This is a genomic window from Mycobacterium sp. OAS707, from assembly GCF_014873705.1.
Taxonomy (GTDB): domain Bacteria; phylum Actinomycetota; class Actinomycetes; order Mycobacteriales; family Mycobacteriaceae; genus Mycobacterium.
Genome location: NZ_JADBDS010000006.1, coordinates 297,757 through 319,240, shown reverse-complemented (window position 1 = coordinate 319,240; position 21,484 = coordinate 297,757). Strand labels below are relative to the sequence as shown.

The following is a 21,484-nucleotide window of genomic DNA, read 5'->3' as shown; positions in this document are numbered from 1 at the left end:
CACATGGCCTAGATTTTGTTACATGACTGCGTACCACACGGCGATCGACACCGGCCTGCTGATCCTTCGGGTGGTGCTGGGCCTGACGATGGCCGCACACGGCTACAACAAGTTCTTCGGTCCTGGCGGGCTCAAGGGCACCGCGGGCTGGTTCGACAGCATGGGAATGAAACCGGGCATGTTCCACGCTCGCGTCGCCGCCACCACGGAGATGTCGGCGGGCATCGGTTTGGCGGTCGGACTGCTGACGCCGATTCCCGCGGCGGGCTTCGTCGCGCTGATGCTCGTCGCGGCGTGGACTGTGCACCGGCCCAACGGCTTCTTCATTGTCAAGGAGGGCTGGGAGTACAACCTGATCCTCGCGGTGTCGGCGGTCGCGGTCGCCACGATCGGGGCAGGCAAGTTCAGCCTCGATTACGCGCTGTTCCGCACGTCGGGGCTCTACGACTTCCTGCACGGCTGGTGGGGTCTGCTGATTTCGGCTGGGCTCGGCCTCGCCGGCGGCATCGGCCAGCTGGCCATTTTCTATCGGCCTCCGGCCAAAACCGAAGCCTGACAACTTGACTCACGTGTGCGCAGGTGGCCGAGAGCGCGGCCACCTGCTCACGTAGCGCGACTAGTTGCTCTTGCCGAGAAGACTGTTCAGCAAGCCCTTGATCGCCCGGCCTGTCTGGACGCTGTAGTAGGTGCCCGCATGGCCAACCTGATGGTTCAGGAACGTGCCAAGGTGCCCCAGCTGATGGTTGTAGTACGTACCGGCGTGACCGATCTGCTGATCGATCGTGTCACCCGGTGCCGCGGACGCCATTCCTGCGCCCCCGAGCGCAATGCCGCCCGAAACAATGGCGGCTCCGCCGACGTACGCGATCCTCGACAACATGCCTTTGCGACGCATGGCCGTATCTCCTCTTCCTATGTGAACTCCCTACCCAGCAAATGGCTTTGCCAGGCGCGAAGAGGGATTAGCCATCCTGCTCAGCGTTAAAACCGTGAAATTTCAAATAGTTGGCCCGTTTGCCGCTCACAGGATTCCTACAGGCTGGCTGTGCGATCGAGTGGAGATGACGTTAACCATCGTACGATCACCCGTGGGCGGCTCAGCACCTTGCCCGTTCAAATCATGATCGGCGAAACGGCATCCAGTTAACCAAATTTGCTAATTTCGTCCAGGCCGAGCCGATGTTCGTCGTAAGTATTTCCCGAGCGGCTCGCGACGTGGTTTGCTGCCAACGCGTCGCGCGGCGGAATTACCCAGCCAGGCCGATCAACACGTCGGCCAACTCGGCAGGCCTGGAGTAGAACGGCGAGTGTCCACCGGGAATCTCGACCAAGTCGGCGGAGAGCCGCTCACGCACTGCCCATCGAGACCAATCCGGCCGTAGCATCTGGTCGTCCTTGGACAGGATGTATGTCGTTGGCACCGTTGGGTGTTCGACGAGGGAGCACGGAGCAAGGGCCGGACTGACCGACTGGGATCGCAAGCGGTCACGCGCGGCGTGCGCGAGTTCGTCATCACAGTCGCCATAAAAGACCTGACACGCGATGTCGAGATCGATCCATCGCTGGCAGAGGCTCTCGTCGAGCTCGCTGAGACCCCGTATGTAGACCGGGTTGAGCATCTCGGGTGTATCGGTCAGTTGCTCGGCGAGGCTCCGGCCGACGTCAGGAATCATGGCGCATAGATAGACCAGATGGCGCAGCGGGCGGCGCGCCGCCACCAGCGGGATGGTGTTTCCAGCGTAGGAGTGCCCGACCAGCACCACATCGCCGTCGCGATCGTCGAGCGCGGTGCACACGACGTCGGCGTAGGTGTCGAACGTCGCCGAGCTGTCCTCGAGCGGCAGGTCCATCGTCACGACCTCGTGGCCTGCCTGCTGCACGAGCGGGGTCAGCAGTTCCCAGCACCACGAACCGTGGTATCCGCCGTGCACGAGGGCGAAGGTCGTCACCCGGCAAGGCTAAACGCATTCCGCTCGGCTAGAACACGTTCTAGTCTGATGCGTCATGGGGTTTCTGAAGCAGGACGCACCCGTCGTCGATTACCAGGAGTGGAGCAAGGGCACCCGCGCCGAGAAGATCGTCCCGATGGCCCGGCACTGGGCCGAAGTCGGCTTCGGAACACCGGTCGTGCTGCACCTGTTCTACGTCGTCAAGATCCTGCTCTACATTCTCGGCGGTTGGCTGTTCGCGCTCGCGACCAAGGGCATCGACGGCTTCACCAACGTCGCGCAGTGGTACGCCGAGCCGATCGTGTTCGAGAAGGTCGTGCTGTACACGATGCTGTTCGAGGTTGTCGGACTGGGTTGCGGCTTCGGCCCGCTGAACAACCGGTTCTTCCCGCCGATGGGGTCGATCTTGTACTGGTTGCGGCCCAACACCATTCGGCTGCCACCGTGGCCGAATCGGGTGCCGCTGACCAAGGGCACCACGCGCACGCTCCTCGACGCAGCGTTGTATGGGGCGCTGTGTGTGGTGCTGCTGATCGCGTTGTTCTCCGACGGCACCGGCCCGGTACCTGCGCTGGGCACGACGGTCGGTGTGCTGCCGATGTGGCAGATCTGGGCGGTGCTCGGTCTGCTGGCCGTGCTCGGACTGCGGGACAAGGTGATCTTCCTGGCCGCGCGCGGCGAGGTGTACGCGTCGTTCACCGTCGCGTTTCTGTTCGTCGGCTACGGCGTCGACATGATCATCGGGGCCAAGCTGGTCTGCCTGGTGATCTGGCTGGGCGCCGCCACCTCCAAGCTCAACAAGCACTTCCCCTTCGTCATCTCGACGATGATGAGCAACAACCCGGTGTTCCGGCCGCGGTGGATCAAACGCCTGTTCTTCGAGCACTTTCCGGATGACCTACGGCCGGGCCGGCTTTCGCGGTGGCTCGCGCACTTTTCCACCGCGATCGAGGGCCTGGTCCCGCTGGTGTTGTTCTTCACCCACGGCGGCTGGCCGACAGCCATCGCCGCGTTCGTCATGTTGTGCTTCCACTTCGGCATCCTGTCGTCGATTCCGATGGGCGTGCCGCTGGAGTGGAACGTTTTCATGATGTTCTCCGTGCTGGCGTTGTTCATCGGCCACGCTGGAGTTGGGTTGGGTGATATGACGACGCCGCTGCCGGTGCTGTTGTTCGTCGTCGTCGCAGGCACTGTGGTGATCGGAAACCTCTTCCCGCGCAAGGTGTCGTTCCTACCCGGCATGCGGTATTACGCAGGCAACTGGGACACCGGACTGTGGTGTGTCAAGCCCTCGGCGGCGGAGAAGATCGAGAAGCACATCGTGTCGATCGCCAGCATGCCGCAGGCCCAGATGGAGCGGTACTACGGCAGTCCGGAGACCGCGCAGATGTACCTCTACATGGGATATGCGTTCCGCGCCTTCAACACTCACGGTCGCGCGATGTTCACCCTCGCCCACCGGGCGATGGCCGGGCAGAACGAGGACGACTACGTGCTGACCGACGGCGAGCGGATCTGTTCGACGGCCATCGGCTGGAATTTCGGCGACGGGCACATGCACAACGAGCAGCTGATCGAGGCGCTGCAGGAACGCTGCCACTTCGAACCGGGCGAAATCCGCATCCTGCTCCTGGACGCCCAGCCGATCCACAAGCAGCGCCAGGAGTACCGGCTTGTGGATGCCGCTACGGGTGAATTCGAAAGGGGCTACGTGAAAGTCGCCGACATGGTGACGCGGCAACCGTGGGATGACACCGTGCCGGTGCACGTTACATGGGAGAAGGACAGCGCCGACGCGACCTGACCCGGTGGTTGTCTGGCCGGCTTGCGGTCTGGCCGGACTAGGGGAGCACATACCAAAATGCCCGGCTCTGAGCGACTTTGTCGCTACTGACGACTTTGTCGCCAAGAGCCGGGGAATTTGATGACCACTACCTCAGGGACCCTCTGGGACGTCGCGGACGTTAGCCCATCACGTCGCGGACCTTGACGGTCTCGAGTCCCTCCAACATGAGGTTGCGGGCGACGTCGAGATGTTTGCGCCAGTGCGCCTCGGCGGCCGCCCCATCGCCTGCGCGCAACAGCTTCATCAGGCGTGCATACGAGCGCATCAATTTGTCGTAGTCGGCCTTGGATACCGGCCGGTTCTCTTTGAAGACGAATGCGGTGTGGCGCACGGTGATCTCGTGCAACATGCCGGCCATGATGGCGAGGGTCGCATTGCCGGAGAGCTCCACCATGCGGCGATGAAAATCCCCGGTCGTCTCGGCCAGCCGGCCGGACTGCCAGCCAGAGGGAATCTGGTCGGCAAGCATCTTGTCCAGTTCGTCGAACGCCTCGGCATTCCCGGATTCCGCGAGCAGTCGCGCGGCCATCGGCTCGATACCGGCCTGGGCCACCATGACATCAGCGATGGTGGCACCGGTCAGTTCGAGCAGCAGCCCCGCAGGCCGCGCCACGATCTCGGGCCCGGGCACTCGGACACGGGCCCCGGTGCGCGACCCGCGCCGCACCTCGACGAGCCGTTCGGACTCCAGCACCCGGACCGCCTCGCGCAGCGTCGGGCGGCTGACACCGAAGTGGGCCATCAACTCGGCCTCGTTGGGCAGGAAGTCGCCGTCCTTGAGTTGACCGTCGACCACCATCCGGCGCAGAGTGCCCGCGACAAGCTCGGCGGTCTTCGGTGACCGGACCGCCGCGCCGGCTGAAACGGCGTTAGGGCCGATCATCGGCGCCAGCGGTGTGCTTCGCGTCACATCTTCTCCCAAACAGTGTCTCCCCGAGCTATGCAACTCAGTAAACCATGTCGGGGAACATGAGTCCGGCACGAATGCTCGTCCACAGCCTACCAACCAGTAGGTTGACCTAGTAAACTTTGTTGCTCTACCTTCGGGGAAACACCACGTTCAAAGGAGAAGTGTCATGGCTGAAGCCGTCATCGTCGAGGCTGTGCGGTCGCCTGTCGGCAAGCGCAACGGTGGGCTGTCGGGTGTGCATCCCGGTGAGCTGTCCGCGCAGGTGCTCAACGGACTTGCCGAGCGCACCGGCATCGACCCCGGGATCGTCGACGACGTGATCTGGGGCTGTGTGATGCAGGCCGGGGAACAGGCCCTCGACATCGCCCGCACCGCGGTGCTGGCGGCCGGCTGGCCCGAGAGCGTGCCGGGTGTGACCGTCGATCGGCAGTGCGGATCCAGCCAGCAGTCGATCCACTTCGCTGCGGCAGGCGTCGTCGCCGGGCATTACGACGTGGTGGTCGCAGGCGGTGTCGAGGTGATGTCACGGGTGCCGATGGGCTCATCGTTGGCCAACGGTGGCCACCCGTACCCCGAGGCGTTCCGCAACCGCTACAGCCAGACCCCGAACCAGGGCATCGGGGCCGAGATGATCGCAGACCAGTGGGGTTTCGATCGCACCATGGTCGACCAGTTCTCGCTCGGCTCACACGAAAAAGCCGCGGCGGCACAGGATTCCGGTGCATTCGATGACCAGATCGTGGCGATCAAGGACCAGGACGGCAATCCAGTGCTCAAGGATGAGGGCATTCGCCGCGGCACCACGATCGAGAAGATGGGCCAGCTGAAGCCGGCCTTCAAGGAGGACGGCGTCATCCACGCGGGCAACTCGTCGCAGATCTCCGACGGATCGGCCGCGATCCTGTTCATGTCCGCCGAGAAGGCGAAGTCGTTGGGCCTCAAGCCGCTAGCCAAGGTGCACACCGCAGTGCTGGCCGGTGCTGATCCGGTGATCATGCTGACCGCACCGATCCCCGCTACGCAGAAGGCGCTGAAGCGCTCCGGCCTCTCGATCGATGACATCGGCGTGTTCGAGGTCAACGAGGCGTTCGCCCCGGTACCGATGGCGTGGCTGAAGGACATCGGCGCCGACGAGAAGAAGCTCAACCCCAACGGCGGCGCGATCGCCCTCGGCCATCCGCTCGGTGGCTCCGGCGCCCGCATCATGACCACGATGCTGTATCACATGCGGGACAAGGGAATTCAATACGGCTTGCAGACGATGTGCGAGGGCGGCGGCCAGGCCAACGCCACGATCATCGAGCTGCTGTGACATCAGACGTTCAGGCACCCGCCGCTCTCACCGAGCGGCGGGGCAACGTCTTGATCATCACGATCAACCGGCCCGAGGCCCGCAACGCGGTCAACAGTGCGGTGAGTACCGCCGTCGGTGACGCGCTGCAGGCGGCGCAGGATGATGCCGACGTGCGGGCGGTCATCATCACCGGCGCCGGTGAATCCTTCTGTGCCGGAGCTGATCTCAAGGCCATCTCCCGCCGGGAGAATCTGTTCCATCCCGATCACGGCGAGTGGGGCTTCGCGGGATACGTGCACCATTACATCGACAAGCCGACCATCGCCGCCGTGAACGGCACCGCGCTCGGCGGTGGCTCGGAGCTGGCACTCGCCAGTGACCTCGTTGTCGCGGAGGAGCGCGCGAAATTCGGCCTGCCAGAAGTGAAGCGAGGACTGATCGCCGCCGCTGGCGGAGTGTTCCGCATCGTCGATCACCTGCCCCGCAAGGTCGCGATGGAGTTGATCTTCACCGGCGAGCCGATGAGTTCGGCCGATGCGCTCAAGTGGGGACTGATCAATCAGGTGGTACCCGACGGCACCGCGGTGGAGGCGGCTCTCGCGCTCGCCGAACGCATCACGTGCAACGCGCCGCTGGCCGTGTGGGCGAGCAAGCGGGTCGCGATGGGCGTCGACGACGGGGTGATCACCGGTGACGAGGCGGGCTGGGCGAGGACCATGCGCGAAATCGGGACGCTGATCCGTTCCGAGGACGCCAAAGAAGGACCGCTGGCGTTTGCGGAGAAACGTCAGCCCGTATGGAAAGCAAAATAAATGAAGCGTCTGGTATTCGAAGCCGAGCATGACCAACTGCGCGAGACCGCGCGCCAGTTCCTGGAAAAGGAATGCGCGCCGCACGTCGAGAAGTGGGAGAGCGAACGCCTCGTAGACCGCGAATCCTACGTGGCCGCAGGCAAATACGGCCTGATCGGGTTCAACATGCCCGAGGAGTACGGCGGCGGCGGCGTCGACGACTTCAGGTTCAACGCGGTGATCGTCGAGGAGTTTTCGAAGTTCGGTCCCGCGACCCCGGGGGTGAGCCTGCAGAACGACATCGTCGGGCCGTACTTCGCGTCGCTGGCCACCGACGAGCAGAAGGAGCGGTGGCTGCCGGGCTACATCACCGGTGAGCTGATCGGCGCGATCGCGATGACGGAACCCGGCGCAGGCAGCGACCTGGCCGGCATCAAGACCACGGCCGTTCGCGACGGCGATGACTGGATCCTCAACGGCTCCAAGACATTCATCTCAGCGGGCATCAACAGCGACCTGGTGATCGTGGTGGCCCGCACCGACCCAGAAGCCGGCCACAAGGGTTTCTCGCTGCTGGTCGTCGAGCGCGGCATGGAGGGCTTCGAGCGCGGGCGCAAGCTCGACAAGATGGGCCTGCACGCCGCAGACACCGCCGAGCTGCACTTCGAAAACGTCCGCGTGCCCGGCAACAACCTCCTCGGCGAGGAAGGCAAGGGCTTCTACCATCTGATGCACAACCTGCCGTCCGAGCGGTTGTCCATCGCGATCGCCGCGATCGCCGGTGCGCGTGAAACCTGGCGCGAGACACTGCAATACGTCAAGGACCGCAAGGCGTTCGGGCAACCGATCGGCAGCTTTCAGCACAACCGGTTCCTGATGGCCGAGATGGACACCGAACTCGAGATCGCCGAGCAGTACATCGACCGGTGCCTGCGCGCCGCCGTCGACAAGGACCTGACCGCCGTGCAGGCGTCCAAGGCCAAGTGGTGGTGCACCGAGCTCGGCAAGCGCGTCGTCGACAACTGTGTACAGCTGCACGGCGGGTACGGCTACATGAACGAGTACAAGGTCGCCCGTGACTACGTCGACGTACGGATCCAGACGATCTTCGGCGGTACGACCGAGATCATGAAGGAGATCATCGGCCGCGACCTCGGGCTCTAGCCGGCCGGCGCCGGGGCCGGGGCCGGTGCCTCCGTCGAGGTGCTGGTGGTCGTCGTGGTGGTGGTCGTGGCGCTGGTGCCGGTCGGTGTGACCGGCTCCGGCGCCTGGTTCGGATCCAGCACCTGATCGATGATGTAGATCCGCGCGTTGTTGGCCTGGATGCCGCCGCAGACGACCTTGGCCGTGTCGTTGACCTTGATGTCGCCGCCCTTGCCGGTCACCTTGATCTCGGCACCCTGCTGTGTGGGCCGCTGGCCCTTCAGGTCGTCGGGGCCGAGCAGGCCGAGGAAGGCGTGGTAGTAATCGAGCTTGTACAGCGCCGCGGGGTCGGCCGTGATGGTTGCGAGATCCGGCATCGCCGCGAAAGCGTCGTTGGTCGGGGCGAAGACGACGTACGGACCGCCGTCGAGCACCGAGAGGATGTTGACGGCCGGGTTGGCCCCACCGGAGATCAACGAGTTGAACGTCGAGATCTCGGGGATGCTGCCGAGCACCTGGCTGACGGGCTGCTTGGCGAAGGCCTTCCAGTTCGGCAACTCGGTCTTGAAGGCGTCACAGCCAGAGCCTTGAGGGTCGGGGATCGGCGCGACGGGCGTCGAGACGTCCGTCGGCGGCGGATCGGCGTACGCGTTGCCGGTGAACGGGGCGTTCAGCGCGAACGGCACCGATACGGCGATCGCGGCAATCCCGGCCGCGGCTCCCAATGCCTTGCTGGCGCGAGTCTTCAATGTCGGCTCCTTCGTCAGGTCGCATCGCATGTTAAGGGCAGCGAAGGCCCAATTCCAAAGTCGTTCCGACGGCTTGGTTACGTTACAGGTGCGCTGACCTGCACATTTCGGACTTGGCCACACAGCAGCGCAGCGACGAAACAGAGGCCGGCCGCCAGGTAGAACGCCATGTCGTAATTGCCCTGCAAATCCCGCAGCCGGCCCGCGCCAGCGGCGGCGATCGCGGCGCCGAGCTGGTGGGAGGCGAACACCCACCCGAACACGACGGGGGAGCGGGTGCCGAAGTAGTTGCGGCACAGCACGATCGTCGGCGGCACTGTCGCGACCCAGTCCAGGCCGTAGAAGATGACGAACACCCAGGTGCTCGGTTCGGCCTGCGGCGAGAGCAGCGCCGGGAGCAGCAGCAGGGATATGCCGCGGCCGGTGTAGTACACGACCAGCAGCAGCCGGGGGTCGACGCGGTCGGTCAGCCAGCCCGAGAACACCGTGCCTGCGACGTCGAGGATGCCGATTGTCGCCAGTAGTCCCGCAGCCACCGTGGTTGGCATGCCGTGGTCGTTGGCGGCGGGGATGAAGTGCGTGCCGATCAAGCCGTTCGTCGTCATTCCGCAGATCGCGAAGCTGCCCGCCAGCAGCCAGAAGGCCGGCACCCGGGCGCCGATGCGCAACCCGTCGAACGCGGCCTTGAAACTCGACGCGGGCACGACGGCGGGCTCGGTGGCCGTCCCACCGTATGCCGTTAATCCCTTGTCCCGCGGGTAGTTTCGCATGAACACGAGCACCAACGGGACCACGCTGAGGGCCGCGGCGGCAACGATCAACGACGCCCACCGCCAACCGTGCCGGGTGGTCACCTCCGCGACGATCGGCAGGAAGATCAACTGCCCGGTCGCGCTCGCCGCGGTCAGCACACCGGTGACGAGGCCGCGGCGGGCCTCGAACCAGCGGGTCGCGACTGTCGCGACGAAGCCCATCGAGATCGAGCCCGTGCCGACGCCGACCAGCACGCCCCACAGCAGCACCAGCTGCCAGCTCGCGGTCATCGTCACGCTGAGCGCCGACCCGGTCGCGATCAGCAGCAGCGCCACCGACAGCACCGGGCGCACGCCGAACCGATCCATCAGGGCCGCCGCGAACGGCGCCGTCAGCCCGAACAGCGTCATGTTGACCGACATCGCCAGCCCGACCACCCCGTGCGACCAGCCGAATTCGTGGTGCAGCGGGTTCATCATCACGCCGGGCACCGAGCGGAACCCGGCCGCGCCGAGGATCGCGACGAAACTGACGGCGGCCACCACCCAGGCCCAGTGAATCCGGGCCAAGGGCGTGCGTTTGCGTGCGGCGGTGAGCGTCACCGGATCACTGTCGCGGATCTGTCGAGCTGCGACTAGTGGCATGAATGACACTAATCATCAAAAACATGCCAAAATGGCGGCATGCATCGCGTCGCCGTCCTCTTGTTGCCTCCTGTGGTGGGGTTCGACGCGGCGATCCCGCCCTTGCTGTTCTCGAACGCGACCGACCCCGACGGCAACGCGCTCTACGAGGTCGTCACATGCGGGCTGACGCCGGGTCCGGTGACAGCGACGACGGGCTTCGCGGTGGTGCCTGAGGCGGGACCTGAGGCACTGGAGAGCGCAGACACGGTCGTCATTCCCGGCACGCGGTTCCCGTCGGCCCGCACCGAGGGGGTGCTCACACCTGAGGTGACCGAGGCGCTGGCGCGGATCCGGCCGGGCGCCCGCTTGGTGTCGATCTGCACGGGCGCGTTCATCCTCGCCGCGGCCGGACTGCTCGACGGGCGCCGTGCGACCACCCATTGGAAGTTCGCCGACGACATGCGACGGCTGCATCCGCGGGTGCTGATCGACGAGAATGTGTTGTTCGTCGACGAAGGAGATGTGCTCACCTCGGCTGGCCTTGCGGCGGGAATCGACTTGTGCCTGCACATAATTCGCTCCGATCACGGTGCGCAGGTGGCCAACGCGGTAGCCAGGTACTGCGTGGTGCCGCCGTGGCGAGAAGGTGGTCAGGCGCAGTTCATCGACAGGCACGTGCCTGCGCCGGATCACTTTTCGACTGCGACGACGCGCGAGTGGGCGCTGCAACACCTCGACGAGGAGCTCACGGTGCAGCGGCTGGCGCGGCACGCGAAGATGAGCGCGCGCACGTTCAACCGTCGGTTCCGCGAGGAAACCGGGCAGTCGCCGGGCACGTGGATTCGTCAGCGTCGGATAGATCGCGCCCGCGAACTCTTGGAGTCGCACGATCTACCGGTCGACGAGGTCGCACGGTTGTCTGGTCTCGGGACGGGCGGCAACCTGCGGCACCATCTGCGCCGCGGGATGGGCATATCACCGTCGAGCTATCGCAAGGTGTACCAAGGCGCCTAGTCCGGCCACGGCGGGCGGGCGACGAACCGGCAAACCGCGGGTGAATACGATGTCCGTCATGCCAGAGCCCCTGATCCTGCCCATCCGCGGGCGCGCGCCCCAGTTGCACGCCGAGTCGTGGGTCGCGCCGACTGCGAGCGTGATCGGCCCGGTCACGCTGGCCGCGAGGGCGAGCGTCTGGTACGGCGCGACGTTGCGCGCAGAGGCCGAACCGATCGAGATCGGCTTCGGCGCCAACGTCCAGGACGGCGCGACGATCCACGTCGACCCGGGTTTCCCGGCACGTATCGGCGCCCATGTCAGCGTCGGGCACAACGCTGTTCTGCACGGCTGTGAGATCGAGGACGGCTGCCTCATCGGGATGGGGGCGGTGATCCTCAACGGCGCCAAGATCGGTGCGGGGTCGCTGATCGCTGCGAGTGCGTTGGTGCTGCAGGGCGTGGTGATCCCGCCGCGGTCGCTGGTGGCAGGCGTGCCGGGCAAGGTCCGTCGCGTACTGTCCGACGCCGAGGTCGCCCACAACCGCAACAATGCGCAGGTGTACCAGGCAATGACCGAACTGCACCGCGAGGCCCTCAGCTAGGCGCCGATCGGCGGATTGAGCTGCGTGAACCCCTCTTGCCGGAAGTACGGGAAGTAGGGGTACGGCGCTTCGCGTGAACTGACCGCATCCAGCCGGGCCATCTGGTCGGAATCGAGCCGCCAGCCGACGGCGCCGAGGTTGTCCCGTAGTTGCCTCTCGTCACGCGCGCCGACGATCACCGACGCCACCGTCGGCCGACGAAGTAACCAATTCAACGCGATCTGAGCTACGGATTTGCTTGTCTCGGAAGCGATCTCGTCCAGCACGTCGACGATCGCGTAGAGCTGATCGTCGTCGACCGGGGGGCCCGCGGCTGCGGTGGCATGCAGCCGGCTGCGTTCGGGCAACGGCGTGTCTCTGCGGATCTTTCCTGTCAGCCTGCCCCAGCCCAGCGGGCTCCACACGATTGCCCCGACGCCTTCGGCGACGCCGAGCGGCATCAGCTCCCATTCGTAGTCGCGGCCAACGAGTGAGTAATAGACCTGGTGCGCGATATACCGCGGCCGGTGGTCTGCGTCGGCAAGCGACAACGACTTCATCAACTGCCAGCCCGAGAAGTTGGATGCGCCGGTATAGCGCACCTTGCCCTGCTCGACGAGCATCTCCAGCGTCTGCAGTACTTCGTCGATGGGGGTGAACGCGTCGAAGCCGTGCAGTTGGAACAGGTCGATGTGGTCGGTCTGCAGCCGCTGAAGCGCACGGTCGACCGCACGCAACAGGCGGGGACGCGACGAGCCCCAGTCGTTGGGCCCGGTGGGCAGGCTGGCCTTGGTCGAAATCAGCACGTCGTCCCGCCGGCCGCGCAGCGCCTGGCCGAGTACTTCTTCGGCCGCGCCATCGGAGTACACATCCGCCGTGTCGACGAGGTTGACTCCCGCTTCCAGGCTGATGTCGATGAGTTTGCGCGCCTGTTCGACGTCGGTGTTGCCCCAGGCACCGAAAAAATCCCCGACTCCCGCGAATGTAGCGGTGCCCAGGCTCAGTTCCGACACCACAAGTCCGGAGTCGCCAACTCTTCGATACTCCACGATCTCTCCTTAATAGGAATCCAGTCTCATTAGTCCTCGCCTCCCGCCAACCTCGACTAACGAAACTCTATTCCCGTTAATATCGATGGCATGAGCACCCCGGGCTCGCTGCGGCCGGGCGGACGAACGGCCGCCGTGCGGACTGCCGTGCTGCGTGCGGCCGGCGACATGCTGGTTGAGTCCGGTTTACACGGCCTGGAATTGACGGCCGTCGCCGAGCGGTCGGGGGTCGGCAAGTCGACGGTGTACCGGCGGTGGGGATCAGTGCCCGGGCTCGTCACCGATCTGCTGTGCGACATGGCCGCTCAGTCGCTGCCGCGTGCCGACACCGGATCGCTGCGGGGTGACCTGCGGGCGAACGCCGCCCTCGTGCGGCGGACTCTGGCGAACCCGCGGCAGGGCCGCCTGTTCAAGGCGATGATCGCGGCGTCGAGCTGCGATGACCGCACTGCGGCCGCGCTGTCGACGTTCTATGACCGTCGGGTCGCCGAGTGGTCGGTTTGCGTCGACGACGCGGTGGCGCGCGGTGAAGCGCCGGAGGGGACGGATGCGGCCGCCGCGATTCGGCAGGTCTCGGCGCCGCTCTACTATCAATTCCTCACCAGCACAAGGCCTCTCACCGCAAGAGATGCTGAGCGCGCTGTCGATGCCGCGATTTCGGCGATTACTGCCGGGGTTTTCGTGCGTGGCCGCCGCCGATAATTTGATTCCGAATCGACAGCTGCGGGTACCTCCGTACGGTGACTCCCGTGCGAACTCTGGTTACCGGTGCGACCGGTTACGTCGGCTCCCGGCTGGTCAGTGCGCTGCTGGACGAGGGCCATGATGTGATCGCCGCCACCCGGAACCCCGATCGGCTGGTGAACTTCGGCTGGCATGACCAGGTCACGGGCGTGACGCTCGACGCGCACGACGAAGAGTCGGCCAAGCAGGCGTTCGCCGATGCCGGTGCCGTCGATGTCCTCTACTACCTGGTGCACGGCATCGGCCAACCCGACTTCCGCGAGGCCGACAACCGCGCCGCGGCCAACGTCGCCAACGCTGCGAAGGACGCCGGGGTGCGGCGCATCGTGTATCTGGGCGGCTTCGTCCCAGATGACGACGAACTCTCCGAACACCTGACCAGCCGCGCCGAGGTGGCGCACGCGTTGAGCGTCGACGGCGGACCCGATGTGGTGTGGCTGGGCGCGGCGATGATCATCGGGGCGGGATCGACGTCGTTCGAGATGCTCCGTTACGTCAGCGACCGGTTCGTGCTGATTCCGATGCCCGCGTGGTCGGCGAACCCGATGGACCCGATCTCGATCCGCGATGTGCTGTATTACCTCGTCGCTGCGGCTGACTCTGCGCGAGTACCCGCCGGTGCCTATGACATCTTCGGCCCCGAGACGACGTCCTACAGTGAATTGCTGCGTACCTATGCGCGGATTTCCGGCCACTGGCGCGCGGAGCTGCCGGTACCCATGGTCGACACCGGTGTGGTGTCCTGGATGACGGCGGCCGTGCTACCGGTCCCCGGCGGCCTGGCATCGGATCTGGTTGAGTCCCTTGACTATCCGATGATGGCGTCGGACGCACGACTGCGCGATGTGGTGCCCGACCCGCCGGGTGGACTGGTGGGCATCGACGACGCGATAGCTCGTTCGTTGTCCAGTGATCGGGCGCGACCGGTCAATGATCTCGCCGATCCGCATCACCTCGCCGACTCCGACCCGTCGTGGGCCGGCGGCGACACGGCCCGCATTCGGCAACTGGCGCAGGCGATTACGCCGTCGATCATGTGGCCCGCGCTCGGGCTGCTCGGGCTTGTGCCGGGACCGGTCGCGGGCGCAGTGCGCACCGGGCTCGACACGGTGATCAACCTCGCGCCGAAGGCGGGTTGAGAATGACTCAATCCACCGCCACTCGGCCCGGTTGGCTCGCCGAGGTGAAGGACATTGTGGGTGCCTGTCCAGTCCCGCACCACGAACCGCCTGCGGTCGTGCGGCGGCGCCGGATCGTCGTCGCGATCGTCCTCGTCATCGGTGCTGCGCTGCTTGGATATTCGCTCACACGGCGGCCGGGGGACGAGTCGTTCTACTGGTTGACGCTCGCGCTGGCGGCAGTTTGGGCGGTGGGCGCGCTGCTTTCGGGACCCCTGCATCTCGGCTGTATCCGATTCCGCGGGCGCAACCAACGTCCGCTGATCACCGGCGCAGCGGTGGGCTTGCTGTTGGGCGGCGCTTTCCTTATCGGCGGCCTGATCGCGCGTGAGATTCCCGGCGTACGCGAATACATCACGCAGGTACTGGAATTCGCCCGTTATGGCCCGCTGGCGTTGGTCGTGTTCATCACCGTGATCAACGGAATCACGGAAGAGATGTTCTTCCGTGGTGCCCTGTACACCGCGTTGGGCAAGGCCTATCCGGTGGTGATCTCGACGGTCATCTACGTGATCACGACAGCGACCACCAGTAATCCGATGCTCGGCTTCGCCGCTGTGATACTTGGTGCGGTGTGCGCATGCGCCCGCCGCATCACCGGCGGTGTACTCGCTCCCATGCTGATCCACTTCTTCTGGGGTCTGGTCATGGTGCTCGCATTACCCCCGATTTTCGGCGTCTAGCGCAGCGGGTGGGCCACCTCATCGCGGCGCATCCGAGCCGCATGCATGGCGACGGCCGCGAGCACCACCGGCATGACCCCGGCCACCAAGAAGATCGTTTGCATGGAAACGACTTTCGACAGCGGACCGACGATCGCGAACGACACCGGCATGAACGCCAGCGACACGAAGAAGTCCAGGCTCGACACGCGGCCCAGCATCTCCGTCGGGACGCGCCGCTGCAGCAGCGTGCCCCAGATGACCATGCCTGCGCCGTCAGTGACACCGATGACGAACGTCGCCGCTGCCATCAACGGGAACGACGAGGTGATCCCGACGATCACGAGTGGTATCGAGCCGACGCTCCACATCGTCATCATCACCGAGAGATAGCGCCGCGGCAGTCGTCGCGACGAAACCGCGAGCGCTCCCAATGCGCTGCCGACGCCGAAGAACGCCAAAATGAAGCCGAACGTGCGGGCGCCGTCCTCGAAGCGTTGCTTGGCGATGAAGGGCAGCAGCACTTCGATCGGGCCGAGCACCACGAGCACGAACATGCTCGCGAACAGCAGCGTCCACAACAGCCACGGCGTGCGGACCATGAACACGAAGCCCTCGCGAAGGTCACGCAGCAGGTGAGGCCGATCCGGTTGGTGCACAGCCGCTTTCACCGCTGGTCTGGTGGCCACCAGCAATGTCAAGCCGATCGCGAACAATGCCGCGACCACGACGGCGCCCAACGAAGGGAATGTCGCGCCGACGACGAGGCCGGCGATCGCGGGCCCAACGGCGCGCTGAAACACCGGACGCACGACACCTTCGACACCGTTGGCGGCGAGCAACTGTTCGGCGGGCAGGATCCTGGGCAGGATCGCGCTGTAGGCGGGGAAGAAGAACGCCGCCGCGATGCCGAGCGCAGCGGCAGCCACCGCCATATGCCAGATCCTCAGCGCGCCGGTGAGTCCGAGGACTGCGGCGGTCGACACCGCGATCACGTTGACCGTCTCGACGGCAATGATGATGGCGCGCTGACTGATTCGGTCAGCTGCCAGCCCGCCGACCAACACGAACGTGACAAGGCCTGCGCCAAGGCAGGTGGCGACCAGCGACAGCGACGCGGGGTCGTTGTCGAGTTCGATGACCTGCAACGCCATCACGACGGCCCACATGCCTTCGGCGAAGATCGACAACGACACCGCGGCGATCAGCAGGCGGTACTCGCGGAATCTGAAGGGTGCGAGCACGCGCCAGCCGCCGGCGTCGACCACCGGCTGTTCGATCTCGAATTGCGTACTCACCATGAGATGGTCGCGGAGCGACGATGCTCCAGTCCACCGAATTTCGGCTAGTAGGCGAGCCGCCCCAGGTCTGGGTGGGTGACGATGATCGCTCCGGGACGAGGTGTGCGACCGGAATCGGAATCGGCCGGCGGCCAGATGCAGAAGCCGTGGTGATAGTCGCTCGTGCTCCACGACCCACCGGTGGTGAGGCAGCAGTCGTGGGTGGCGCTGTCGGCGTCGTCCTGTGTCGGCGGATCGTGCGGGGCGTGCGAGATCATCTCCTTGTAGCACGCTAGGAACGCGCCTTGACCTTGGTTGTTGTCGACGGCATGCGCCGTCGCCGCGGAACTGATGCCGAACGCCGCCGCGAATAGCGATACGGACGCGAGTCGAAGCCACCGGCGGCGGGTGTCGTTGCTGGTCATGACTACTCCTTGAGGTGCGTCGCAGCCCCGGGTGGGCTGCGTTCACCTCGTAGGAGCACGCGCTGCCGGCGATTCCCACAGTTTTCTGTCGAGCAGTTTTTGCGAGCCGCTCAGGAGTCGGTGAAGGTCGCCGCCCGACGCTGCTGAAAGGCCCGGGTGCCCTCGCGGAAGTCCGCGGACTCGAGCAGCACCAACTGGCCCCGCTTCTCGCGTTCCAGCGCTGCCTCCAACTCCACCAGCGTCGCGGCGTTGATCGCGTCCTTGGTCTTGCGCAGCGCCACCGCGGGTCCTGACACCAGCTTCGAGATCACCTTGGCGACCTCGGCATCGAACTCGTCGGCCGGATACACCGCCGTGACCAGGCCCCAGTCGAACGCCTCCGCCGCTGAAATCCGTTCGGCCAGCAATGCCATGCGCATCGCCCTGATCCGCCCGACCGCCGCGGCGATCAACGCCGAAGCACCACCGTCGGGCATCAGCCCGATCTTCGTGAACGCCAGCATGAAAAATGCTTTCTCCGAAGCCAATACGATGTCCGATGCCAACGCCAGCGACGCGCCGACCCCTGCCGCCGGCCCCTGCACGACCGCGACCACCGGTTGCGGCAACGCCACGATCGAGCGGACCGCCCGATTTGCGGCGTCGAGCACATCGGCCGGCGTGCCTGCAGCACCTGGATTCGCGTGGTCTTCTTCGCTGATCCCTGCGCCCGACGAGAAACCGCGGCCCGCTCCGCCGAGGCGCACCACGCGCACCCGCGGGTCGTCCGCCGCCTGCTCCAGCGCATCGCCGATGCCCGCGAGCATCGCCGCGGTCAGCGAGTTCAGGCTGTCCGGACGGTTCAGCGTCACCGACAGCACACCGTCGGCAAGCTCGACGGAAAGGTCGTCGATGCTCGTGTACACGCCCGCGCGGGAGTCCGTTGTCGTCATACCAGGCACCCTAGGTCGGGCCACATGGTTATACAAGTAAGCTATGTCGCGGTCACCTAACGGAGGGCGGGTTTGGACATGGCTGGACCACTGCACGGACTGCGAGTCGTCGAATTGGCCGGCATCGGCCCAGGCCCACACGCTGCGATGCTGCTGGGCGACCTCGGCGCCGACGTCGTCCGCGTCGAGCGTCCCGGCAAGGGGCCAGGGCCGGCGACCGAACCCGGGCGCGACTATCTGTTGCGCAACCGGCGCTCGGTCACGGCCGACCTGAAGAGCGACAAGGGTCGCGAGTTCGTACTGCAGCTGGTGGCCAAGGCCGACGTGCTGATCGAAGGCTTCCGGCCTGGTGTCACCGAGCGACTCGGGCTCGGCCCGCAGGACTGCGCGAAGGTCAACGACAAACTGATCTACGGCCGGATGACCGGCTGGGGTCAGACCGGCCCCCGCAGTCAACAGGCCGGCCACGACATCAACTACATCTCGCTCAACGGTGTGCTGCACGCGGTCGGCCGCGCAGGCGAACGACCGGTTCCGCCGCTGAACCTCGTCGGTGATTTCGGCGGTGGCTCAATGTTTCTCGTCGTCGGCATTCTGTCGGCGCTCTGGGAGCGCGAGCGCTCCGGCAAGGGACAGGTCATCGACGCGGCGATGGTCGACGGCTCGAGCGTGCTCTCGACGATGATGTGGGCGTTCCGCGGGATGGGCATGTGGAGCGACGAGCGCGGTGTCAACATGCTCGACACCGGCGCTCCGTATTACGACACCTACACCTGCGCCGACGGTCGCTATGTCTCGGTCGGAAGCATCGAGCCGCAGTTCTTCGCCGAGCTGCTCGACAAGCTCGGGCTCGACGCCGCTGACCTGCCCCCGCAAAACGACATGAGCCGCTGGCCCGAGTTGCGCGCCAAGCTGACTGAGGTGTTCGCGTCGCAGGATCGCGACCATTGGGCCAAGGTGTTCGCCGACAGCGACGCCTGCGTCGCGCCCGTGCTGTCGTTCGGCGAAGTCGAAACCGAACCGCACAACACCGAGCGCGACACGTTCTACCGCGAGAACGGCTTTCTGTATCCCGCACCGGCGCCGCGGTTTTCGCGCACTGTGCCCGACCAACCGAAAGCGCCGGGAGTACCCGGTGCCGACACCGACGCCGTCCTGCGCGACTGGCAGTAGAGGAAAGGAACGCAATCAGTGGAGATCAAAGACGCCGTAGCGGTTGTCACCGGGGGAGCCTCGGGTCTCGGCCTGGCGACCACCAAGCGACTGCTCGACCGGGGCGCATCCGTGGTCGTCATCGACCTGCGTGGTGAGGACGCGGTGAAGCAACTCGGCGATCGCGCCCAGTTCGTGGAGACCAACGTGACCGATCCCGAAGCGGTGTCCGCAGCACTGGACGCCGCCGAGAAGATCGGCCCGCTGCGCATCAACGTCAACTGCGCCGGTATCGGCAACGCGGCCAAGACGTTGTCCAAGGACGGGCCGTTTCCGCTCGACGCGTTCAAGAAGGTCGTCGAGGTCAACCTGATCGGCACGTTCAACGTGCTTCGGCTGTCCGCCGAGCGCATCGCGAAGACCGAACCGATCGACGGCGAGCGTGGCGTCATCATCAACACCGCGTCCGTCGCGGCGTTCGAAGGACAGATCGGCCAAGCCGCGTACTCCGCATCCAAGGGCGGCGTCGTCGGCATGACACTGCCGATCGCCCGGGACCTGTCGCGCGAGCTGATCCGCGTCGTCACGATCGCGCCCGGCCTGTTCAAGACCCCGCTGCTGGGCTCGCTGCCCGAAGAGGCGCAGCAGTCGCTTGGCAAGCAGGTGCCGCATCCGGCCCGCCTGGGTGATCCCGACGAGTACGGCGCGCTGGCCGTGCACATCGTCGAGAACCCGATGCTCAACGGTGAGGTGATCCGTCTGGACGGCGCAATCCGGATGGCGCCGCGATGATCACGACGAAGTTCACCGAGACGTTCGGCATCGAGCATCCGATCGTCCAGGGCGGTATGCAGTGGGTCGGTCGCGCGGAACTTGTTGCCGCCGTTGCCAATGCGGGTGCGCTCGGTTTCATCACCGCGCTGACGCAGCCGACGCCCGCGGACCTGGCCAACGAGATCGCCAGGTGTCGCGATCTGACGGATAAGCCGTTCGGCGTGAACCTGACCATCCTGCCGACGATCAACCCGCCGCCGTATGACGAGTATCGGCAGGTGATCGTCGACGCCGGAATCAAGATCGTCGAGACGGCAGGCTCGAACCCCGCGCCGCATCTGCCGATGTTTCACGACAACGGGATCAAGGTGCTGCACAAGTGCACCTCGGTGCGGCACGCGGTCAAGGCCCAGAGCCTCGGCGTCGACGGCATCAGCATCGACGGATTCGAGTGCGCCGGGCATCCCGGCGAGGACGACATCCCTGGCCTGGTGCTGATCCCCGCGGCGTCGACCAAGATCGACATTCCGATGATCGCCTCCGGCGGCTTCGCCGATGCGCGCGGCCTGGTGGCCGCACTGGCATTGGGCGCCGACGGCATCAACATGGGCTCACGGTTCATGTGCACCGTGGAATCGGCGATTCATCAGAACGTCAAGGAGGCGATCGTCGCGGGCAGCGAGCTGGACACCGAGCTGATCTTCCGTCCGCTGCGCAACACGGCGCGGGTGGCAAGCAACACGGTGTCGCGCGAGGTCGTCGAGATTCTCAACCGCGGCGGGCAGTTCGAGGACGTCAAGGATCTGGTCGCGGGCAAGCGCGGTGTGAAGGTCTACGAGGTCGGCGATCTGGATGCGGGCATCTGGTCGGTCGGCACGTCGATGGGCCTGATCAACGACATCCCGACGTGCGGGGAGCTGGTGGCCCGGATCGTGGACGAGGCCGAGGAGCTGATCACCGGCCGACTGGCCGACATGGTCGAGCCTGAGGCTGCAGAGAACGTGGCCTAGAAACCGAGAAAACGAAAGATCGACGAAACGCCCGTACTGGGCAAACTGTCATGGGTGAACGCGCGCCGCGAGGCGCGCGATTACTCAGACTGCGGTTGGCAGGGTGTGCTCGTCGTCGAGCTGCTCCGAGGTGTCGCCCTCAACCAGGACATCGCCGTGGTAGAGCGCCTCGAAGTCAACCTTGATGACATCGGCACTGGTGTCGTCGATCCACATGTACTGAACAGTAACCATCACCATTAAGGAATCTTTGAGTCTCGATTCGGAAAATGGTGGCAATTCTTACTGCGGGGTAGGTTCCGGGCTCACGCCGGCGGCGGCGCCGTGAAATGGATCGGGTTCCTCCCGTTCAGCAATATCCAGGTCAGCGCAGCGGCGGTGACCGCCGCGACCAGCAGGCTCACAGCCACGCGGGCGTCGAACCGGGTGCGGCCGAGGATCCTGGCGTCAACGAAATAGCCGCGCCAGCCACCGGATTCCATACATCCGACGGCGGAGTTGAAGTCGAGCGCCTCGAAGGACGGCAGCCCAAGCGGCTGCCAAAGCGCTGTGAGTGTTTGCGTGGTGAACATCGGTCCGCGCCGCGACGTAGTTATCAAGAGAGAGACATGTTGATCTCGCTAAGTTACCGCTGGTAAGTT

General features: G+C 65.4%; 24 protein-coding genes. 13 read left to right on the top strand and 11 right to left on the bottom strand.

The features are described from left to right. The first annotated feature begins 22 nt into the window (after positions 1-22). Positions 23-556: a DoxX family protein gene (locus tag GGC64_RS32835; protein ID WP_192726786.1), complete on the top strand. Its 534-nt coding sequence runs from the start codon at positions 23-25 to the stop codon at positions 554-556. A gap of 60 nt (positions 557-616) precedes the next feature. Here GGC64_RS32835 and GGC64_RS32830 read toward each other — a convergent pair whose 3' ends face one another. Then, on the bottom strand, positions 617-895 hold the full coding sequence (locus GGC64_RS32830; protein WP_192726785.1) for a hypothetical protein: 279 nt from the start codon (positions 893-895) through the stop codon (positions 617-619). Between the two features lie 352 nt (positions 896-1,247). Beyond that, on the bottom strand, positions 1,248-1,949 hold the full coding sequence (locus tag GGC64_RS32825) for an alpha/beta hydrolase (protein WP_192726784.1): 702 nt from the start codon (positions 1,947-1,949) through the stop codon (positions 1,248-1,250). 55 nt (positions 1,950-2,004) lie between these two features. Here GGC64_RS32825 and GGC64_RS32820 point away from each other — a divergent pair, with 55 nt between their 5' ends. Next, positions 2,005-3,753, top strand: a complete 1,749-nt coding sequence (locus tag GGC64_RS32820) for a DUF3556 domain-containing protein (RefSeq protein WP_192726783.1) — start codon at positions 2,005-2,007, stop codon at positions 3,751-3,753. Positions 3,754-3,913: 160 nt separating this feature from the next. Here the strand turns inward: GGC64_RS32820 and GGC64_RS32815 are convergent, their stop codons facing one another. Continuing rightward, positions 3,914-4,705, bottom strand: a complete 792-nt coding sequence (locus GGC64_RS32815; RefSeq protein ID WP_192726782.1) for a GntR family transcriptional regulator — start codon at positions 4,703-4,705, stop codon at positions 3,914-3,916. Positions 4,706-4,871: 166 nt separating this feature from the next. Between GGC64_RS32815 and GGC64_RS32810 the strand changes: the two genes are divergently transcribed. From GGC64_RS32810 to GGC64_RS32800, 3 genes are read left to right on the top strand one after another with little or no spacing between them, the layout of a single operon-like run. Next, positions 4,872-6,017: an acetyl-CoA C-acyltransferase gene (locus GGC64_RS32810; protein WP_192726781.1), complete on the top strand. Its 1,146-nt coding sequence runs from the start codon at positions 4,872-4,874 to the stop codon at positions 6,015-6,017. Further along, the gene (locus GGC64_RS32805; protein ID WP_192726780.1) at positions 6,014-6,811 is read left to right on the top strand and encodes a crotonase/enoyl-CoA hydratase family protein; all 798 of its coding nucleotides are present in this window, start codon (positions 6,014-6,016) and stop codon (positions 6,809-6,811) included. Before GGC64_RS32810 ends, GGC64_RS32805 begins: the two co-directional genes overlap by 4 nt. Then, positions 6,812-7,954 (top strand): acyl-CoA dehydrogenase family protein, encoded by a 1,143-nt coding sequence (locus GGC64_RS32800; RefSeq protein ID WP_192726779.1) that lies wholly within the window; start codon positions 6,812-6,814, stop codon positions 7,952-7,954. On the opposite strand, the gene GGC64_RS32795 is transcribed toward GGC64_RS32800, so the two are convergent. After that, positions 7,951-8,682 carry a fasciclin domain-containing protein gene (locus tag GGC64_RS32795; protein WP_192726778.1) on the bottom strand — a complete coding sequence of 244 codons (732 nt, stop codon included), beginning with the start codon at positions 8,680-8,682 and terminating at the stop codon, positions 7,951-7,953. The two genes, GGC64_RS32800 and GGC64_RS32795, sit on opposite strands and share 4 nt — an antisense overlap. A 77-nt stretch (positions 8,683-8,759) precedes the next feature. Continuing rightward, on the bottom strand, positions 8,760-10,079 hold the full coding sequence (locus tag GGC64_RS32790) for an MFS transporter (protein WP_225952759.1): 1,320 nt from the start codon (positions 10,077-10,079) through the stop codon (positions 8,760-8,762). A gap of 39 nt (positions 10,080-10,118) precedes the next feature. Here GGC64_RS32790 and GGC64_RS32785 point away from each other — a divergent pair, with 39 nt between their 5' ends. Both GGC64_RS32785 and GGC64_RS32780 read left to right on the top strand, forming a co-directional pair. Then, positions 10,119-11,075 carry a GlxA family transcriptional regulator gene (locus tag GGC64_RS32785; RefSeq protein ID WP_192726777.1) on the top strand — a complete coding sequence of 319 codons (957 nt, stop codon included), beginning with the start codon at positions 10,119-10,121 and terminating at the stop codon, positions 11,073-11,075. Positions 11,076-11,133: 58 nt separating this feature from the next. Next, the gene (locus GGC64_RS32780; protein WP_192726776.1) at positions 11,134-11,658 is read left to right on the top strand and encodes a gamma carbonic anhydrase family protein; all 525 of its coding nucleotides are present in this window, start codon (positions 11,134-11,136) and stop codon (positions 11,656-11,658) included. On the opposite strand, the gene GGC64_RS32775 is transcribed toward GGC64_RS32780, so the two are convergent. After that, the gene (locus GGC64_RS32775) at positions 11,655-12,686 is read right to left on the bottom strand and encodes an aldo/keto reductase (RefSeq protein WP_192726775.1); all 1,032 of its coding nucleotides are present in this window, start codon (positions 12,684-12,686) and stop codon (positions 11,655-11,657) included. The two genes, GGC64_RS32780 and GGC64_RS32775, sit on opposite strands and share 4 nt — an antisense overlap. 90 nt (positions 12,687-12,776) lie before the next feature. Here GGC64_RS32775 and GGC64_RS32770 point away from each other — a divergent pair, with 90 nt between their 5' ends. Genes GGC64_RS32770 through GGC64_RS32760 form a run of 3 tightly spaced genes read left to right on the top strand, consistent with a single transcriptional unit; the run spans position 12,777 to position 15,291 of the window. Beyond that, complete coding sequence (locus GGC64_RS32770; protein ID WP_192726774.1) at positions 12,777-13,388, top strand: TetR-like C-terminal domain-containing protein; 612 nt, start codon at positions 12,777-12,779, stop codon at positions 13,386-13,388. Between the two features lie 38 nt (positions 13,389-13,426). Next, a complete protein-coding gene (locus GGC64_RS32765; protein WP_192726773.1) occupies positions 13,427-14,569 on the top strand; it encodes an NAD(P)H-binding protein in 1,143 nt (380 codons plus the stop codon). A gap of 2 nt (positions 14,570-14,571) precedes the next feature. Beyond that, positions 14,572-15,291 carry a CPBP family intramembrane glutamic endopeptidase gene (locus tag GGC64_RS32760; protein ID WP_192726772.1) on the top strand — a complete coding sequence of 240 codons (720 nt, stop codon included), beginning with the start codon at positions 14,572-14,574 and terminating at the stop codon, positions 15,289-15,291. Here GGC64_RS32760 and tet(V) read toward each other — a convergent pair. The 3 genes from tet(V) to GGC64_RS32745 all read right to left on the bottom strand — a co-directional run bounded on the left by tet(V) (position 15,288) and on the right by GGC64_RS32745 (position 17,907). Continuing rightward, positions 15,288-16,571 (bottom strand): tetracycline efflux MFS transporter Tet(V), encoded by a 1,284-nt coding sequence (gene tet(V) / locus GGC64_RS32755; protein WP_192726771.1) that lies wholly within the window; start codon positions 16,569-16,571, stop codon positions 15,288-15,290. The genes GGC64_RS32760 and tet(V) overlap by 4 nt on opposite strands. A gap of 44 nt (positions 16,572-16,615) precedes the next feature. Further along, on the bottom strand, positions 16,616-16,975 hold the full coding sequence (locus tag GGC64_RS32750; RefSeq protein ID WP_192726770.1) for a hypothetical protein: 360 nt from the start codon (positions 16,973-16,975) through the stop codon (positions 16,616-16,618). 110 nt (positions 16,976-17,085) lie between these two features. Continuing rightward, entirely contained in the window at positions 17,086-17,907 is an 822-nt protein-coding gene (locus GGC64_RS32745; protein WP_192726769.1) for an enoyl-CoA hydratase, read from the bottom strand. A gap of 78 nt (positions 17,908-17,985) precedes the next feature. Between GGC64_RS32745 and GGC64_RS32740 the strand changes: the two genes are divergently transcribed. Genes GGC64_RS32740 through GGC64_RS32730 form a run of 3 tightly spaced genes read left to right on the top strand, consistent with a single transcriptional unit; the run spans position 17,986 to position 20,843 of the window. Beyond that, positions 17,986-19,080 carry a CaiB/BaiF CoA-transferase family protein gene (locus GGC64_RS32740; RefSeq protein WP_192726768.1) on the top strand — a complete coding sequence of 365 codons (1,095 nt, stop codon included), beginning with the start codon at positions 17,986-17,988 and terminating at the stop codon, positions 19,078-19,080. Positions 19,081-19,098: 18 nt separating this feature from the next. Beyond that, entirely contained in the window at positions 19,099-19,851 is a 753-nt protein-coding gene (locus tag GGC64_RS32735; protein WP_192726767.1) for a 3-hydroxyacyl-CoA dehydrogenase, read from the top strand. Then, the gene (locus GGC64_RS32730; protein WP_192726766.1) at positions 19,848-20,843 is read left to right on the top strand and encodes a nitronate monooxygenase family protein; all 996 of its coding nucleotides are present in this window, start codon (positions 19,848-19,850) and stop codon (positions 20,841-20,843) included. The genes GGC64_RS32735 and GGC64_RS32730 overlap by 4 nt, the downstream gene beginning before the upstream one ends. Before the next feature lie 84 nt (positions 20,844-20,927). On the opposite strand, the gene GGC64_RS35110 is transcribed toward GGC64_RS32730, so the two are convergent. Continuing rightward, the gene (locus GGC64_RS35110; RefSeq protein ID WP_101953086.1) at positions 20,928-21,059 is read right to left on the bottom strand and encodes a hypothetical protein; all 132 of its coding nucleotides are present in this window, start codon (positions 21,057-21,059) and stop codon (positions 20,928-20,930) included. 89 nt (positions 21,060-21,148) lie between these two features. After that, entirely contained in the window at positions 21,149-21,415 is a 267-nt protein-coding gene (locus GGC64_RS32725) for a hypothetical protein (protein WP_192726765.1), read from the bottom strand. Positions 21,416-21,484: the final 69 nt, after the last annotated feature.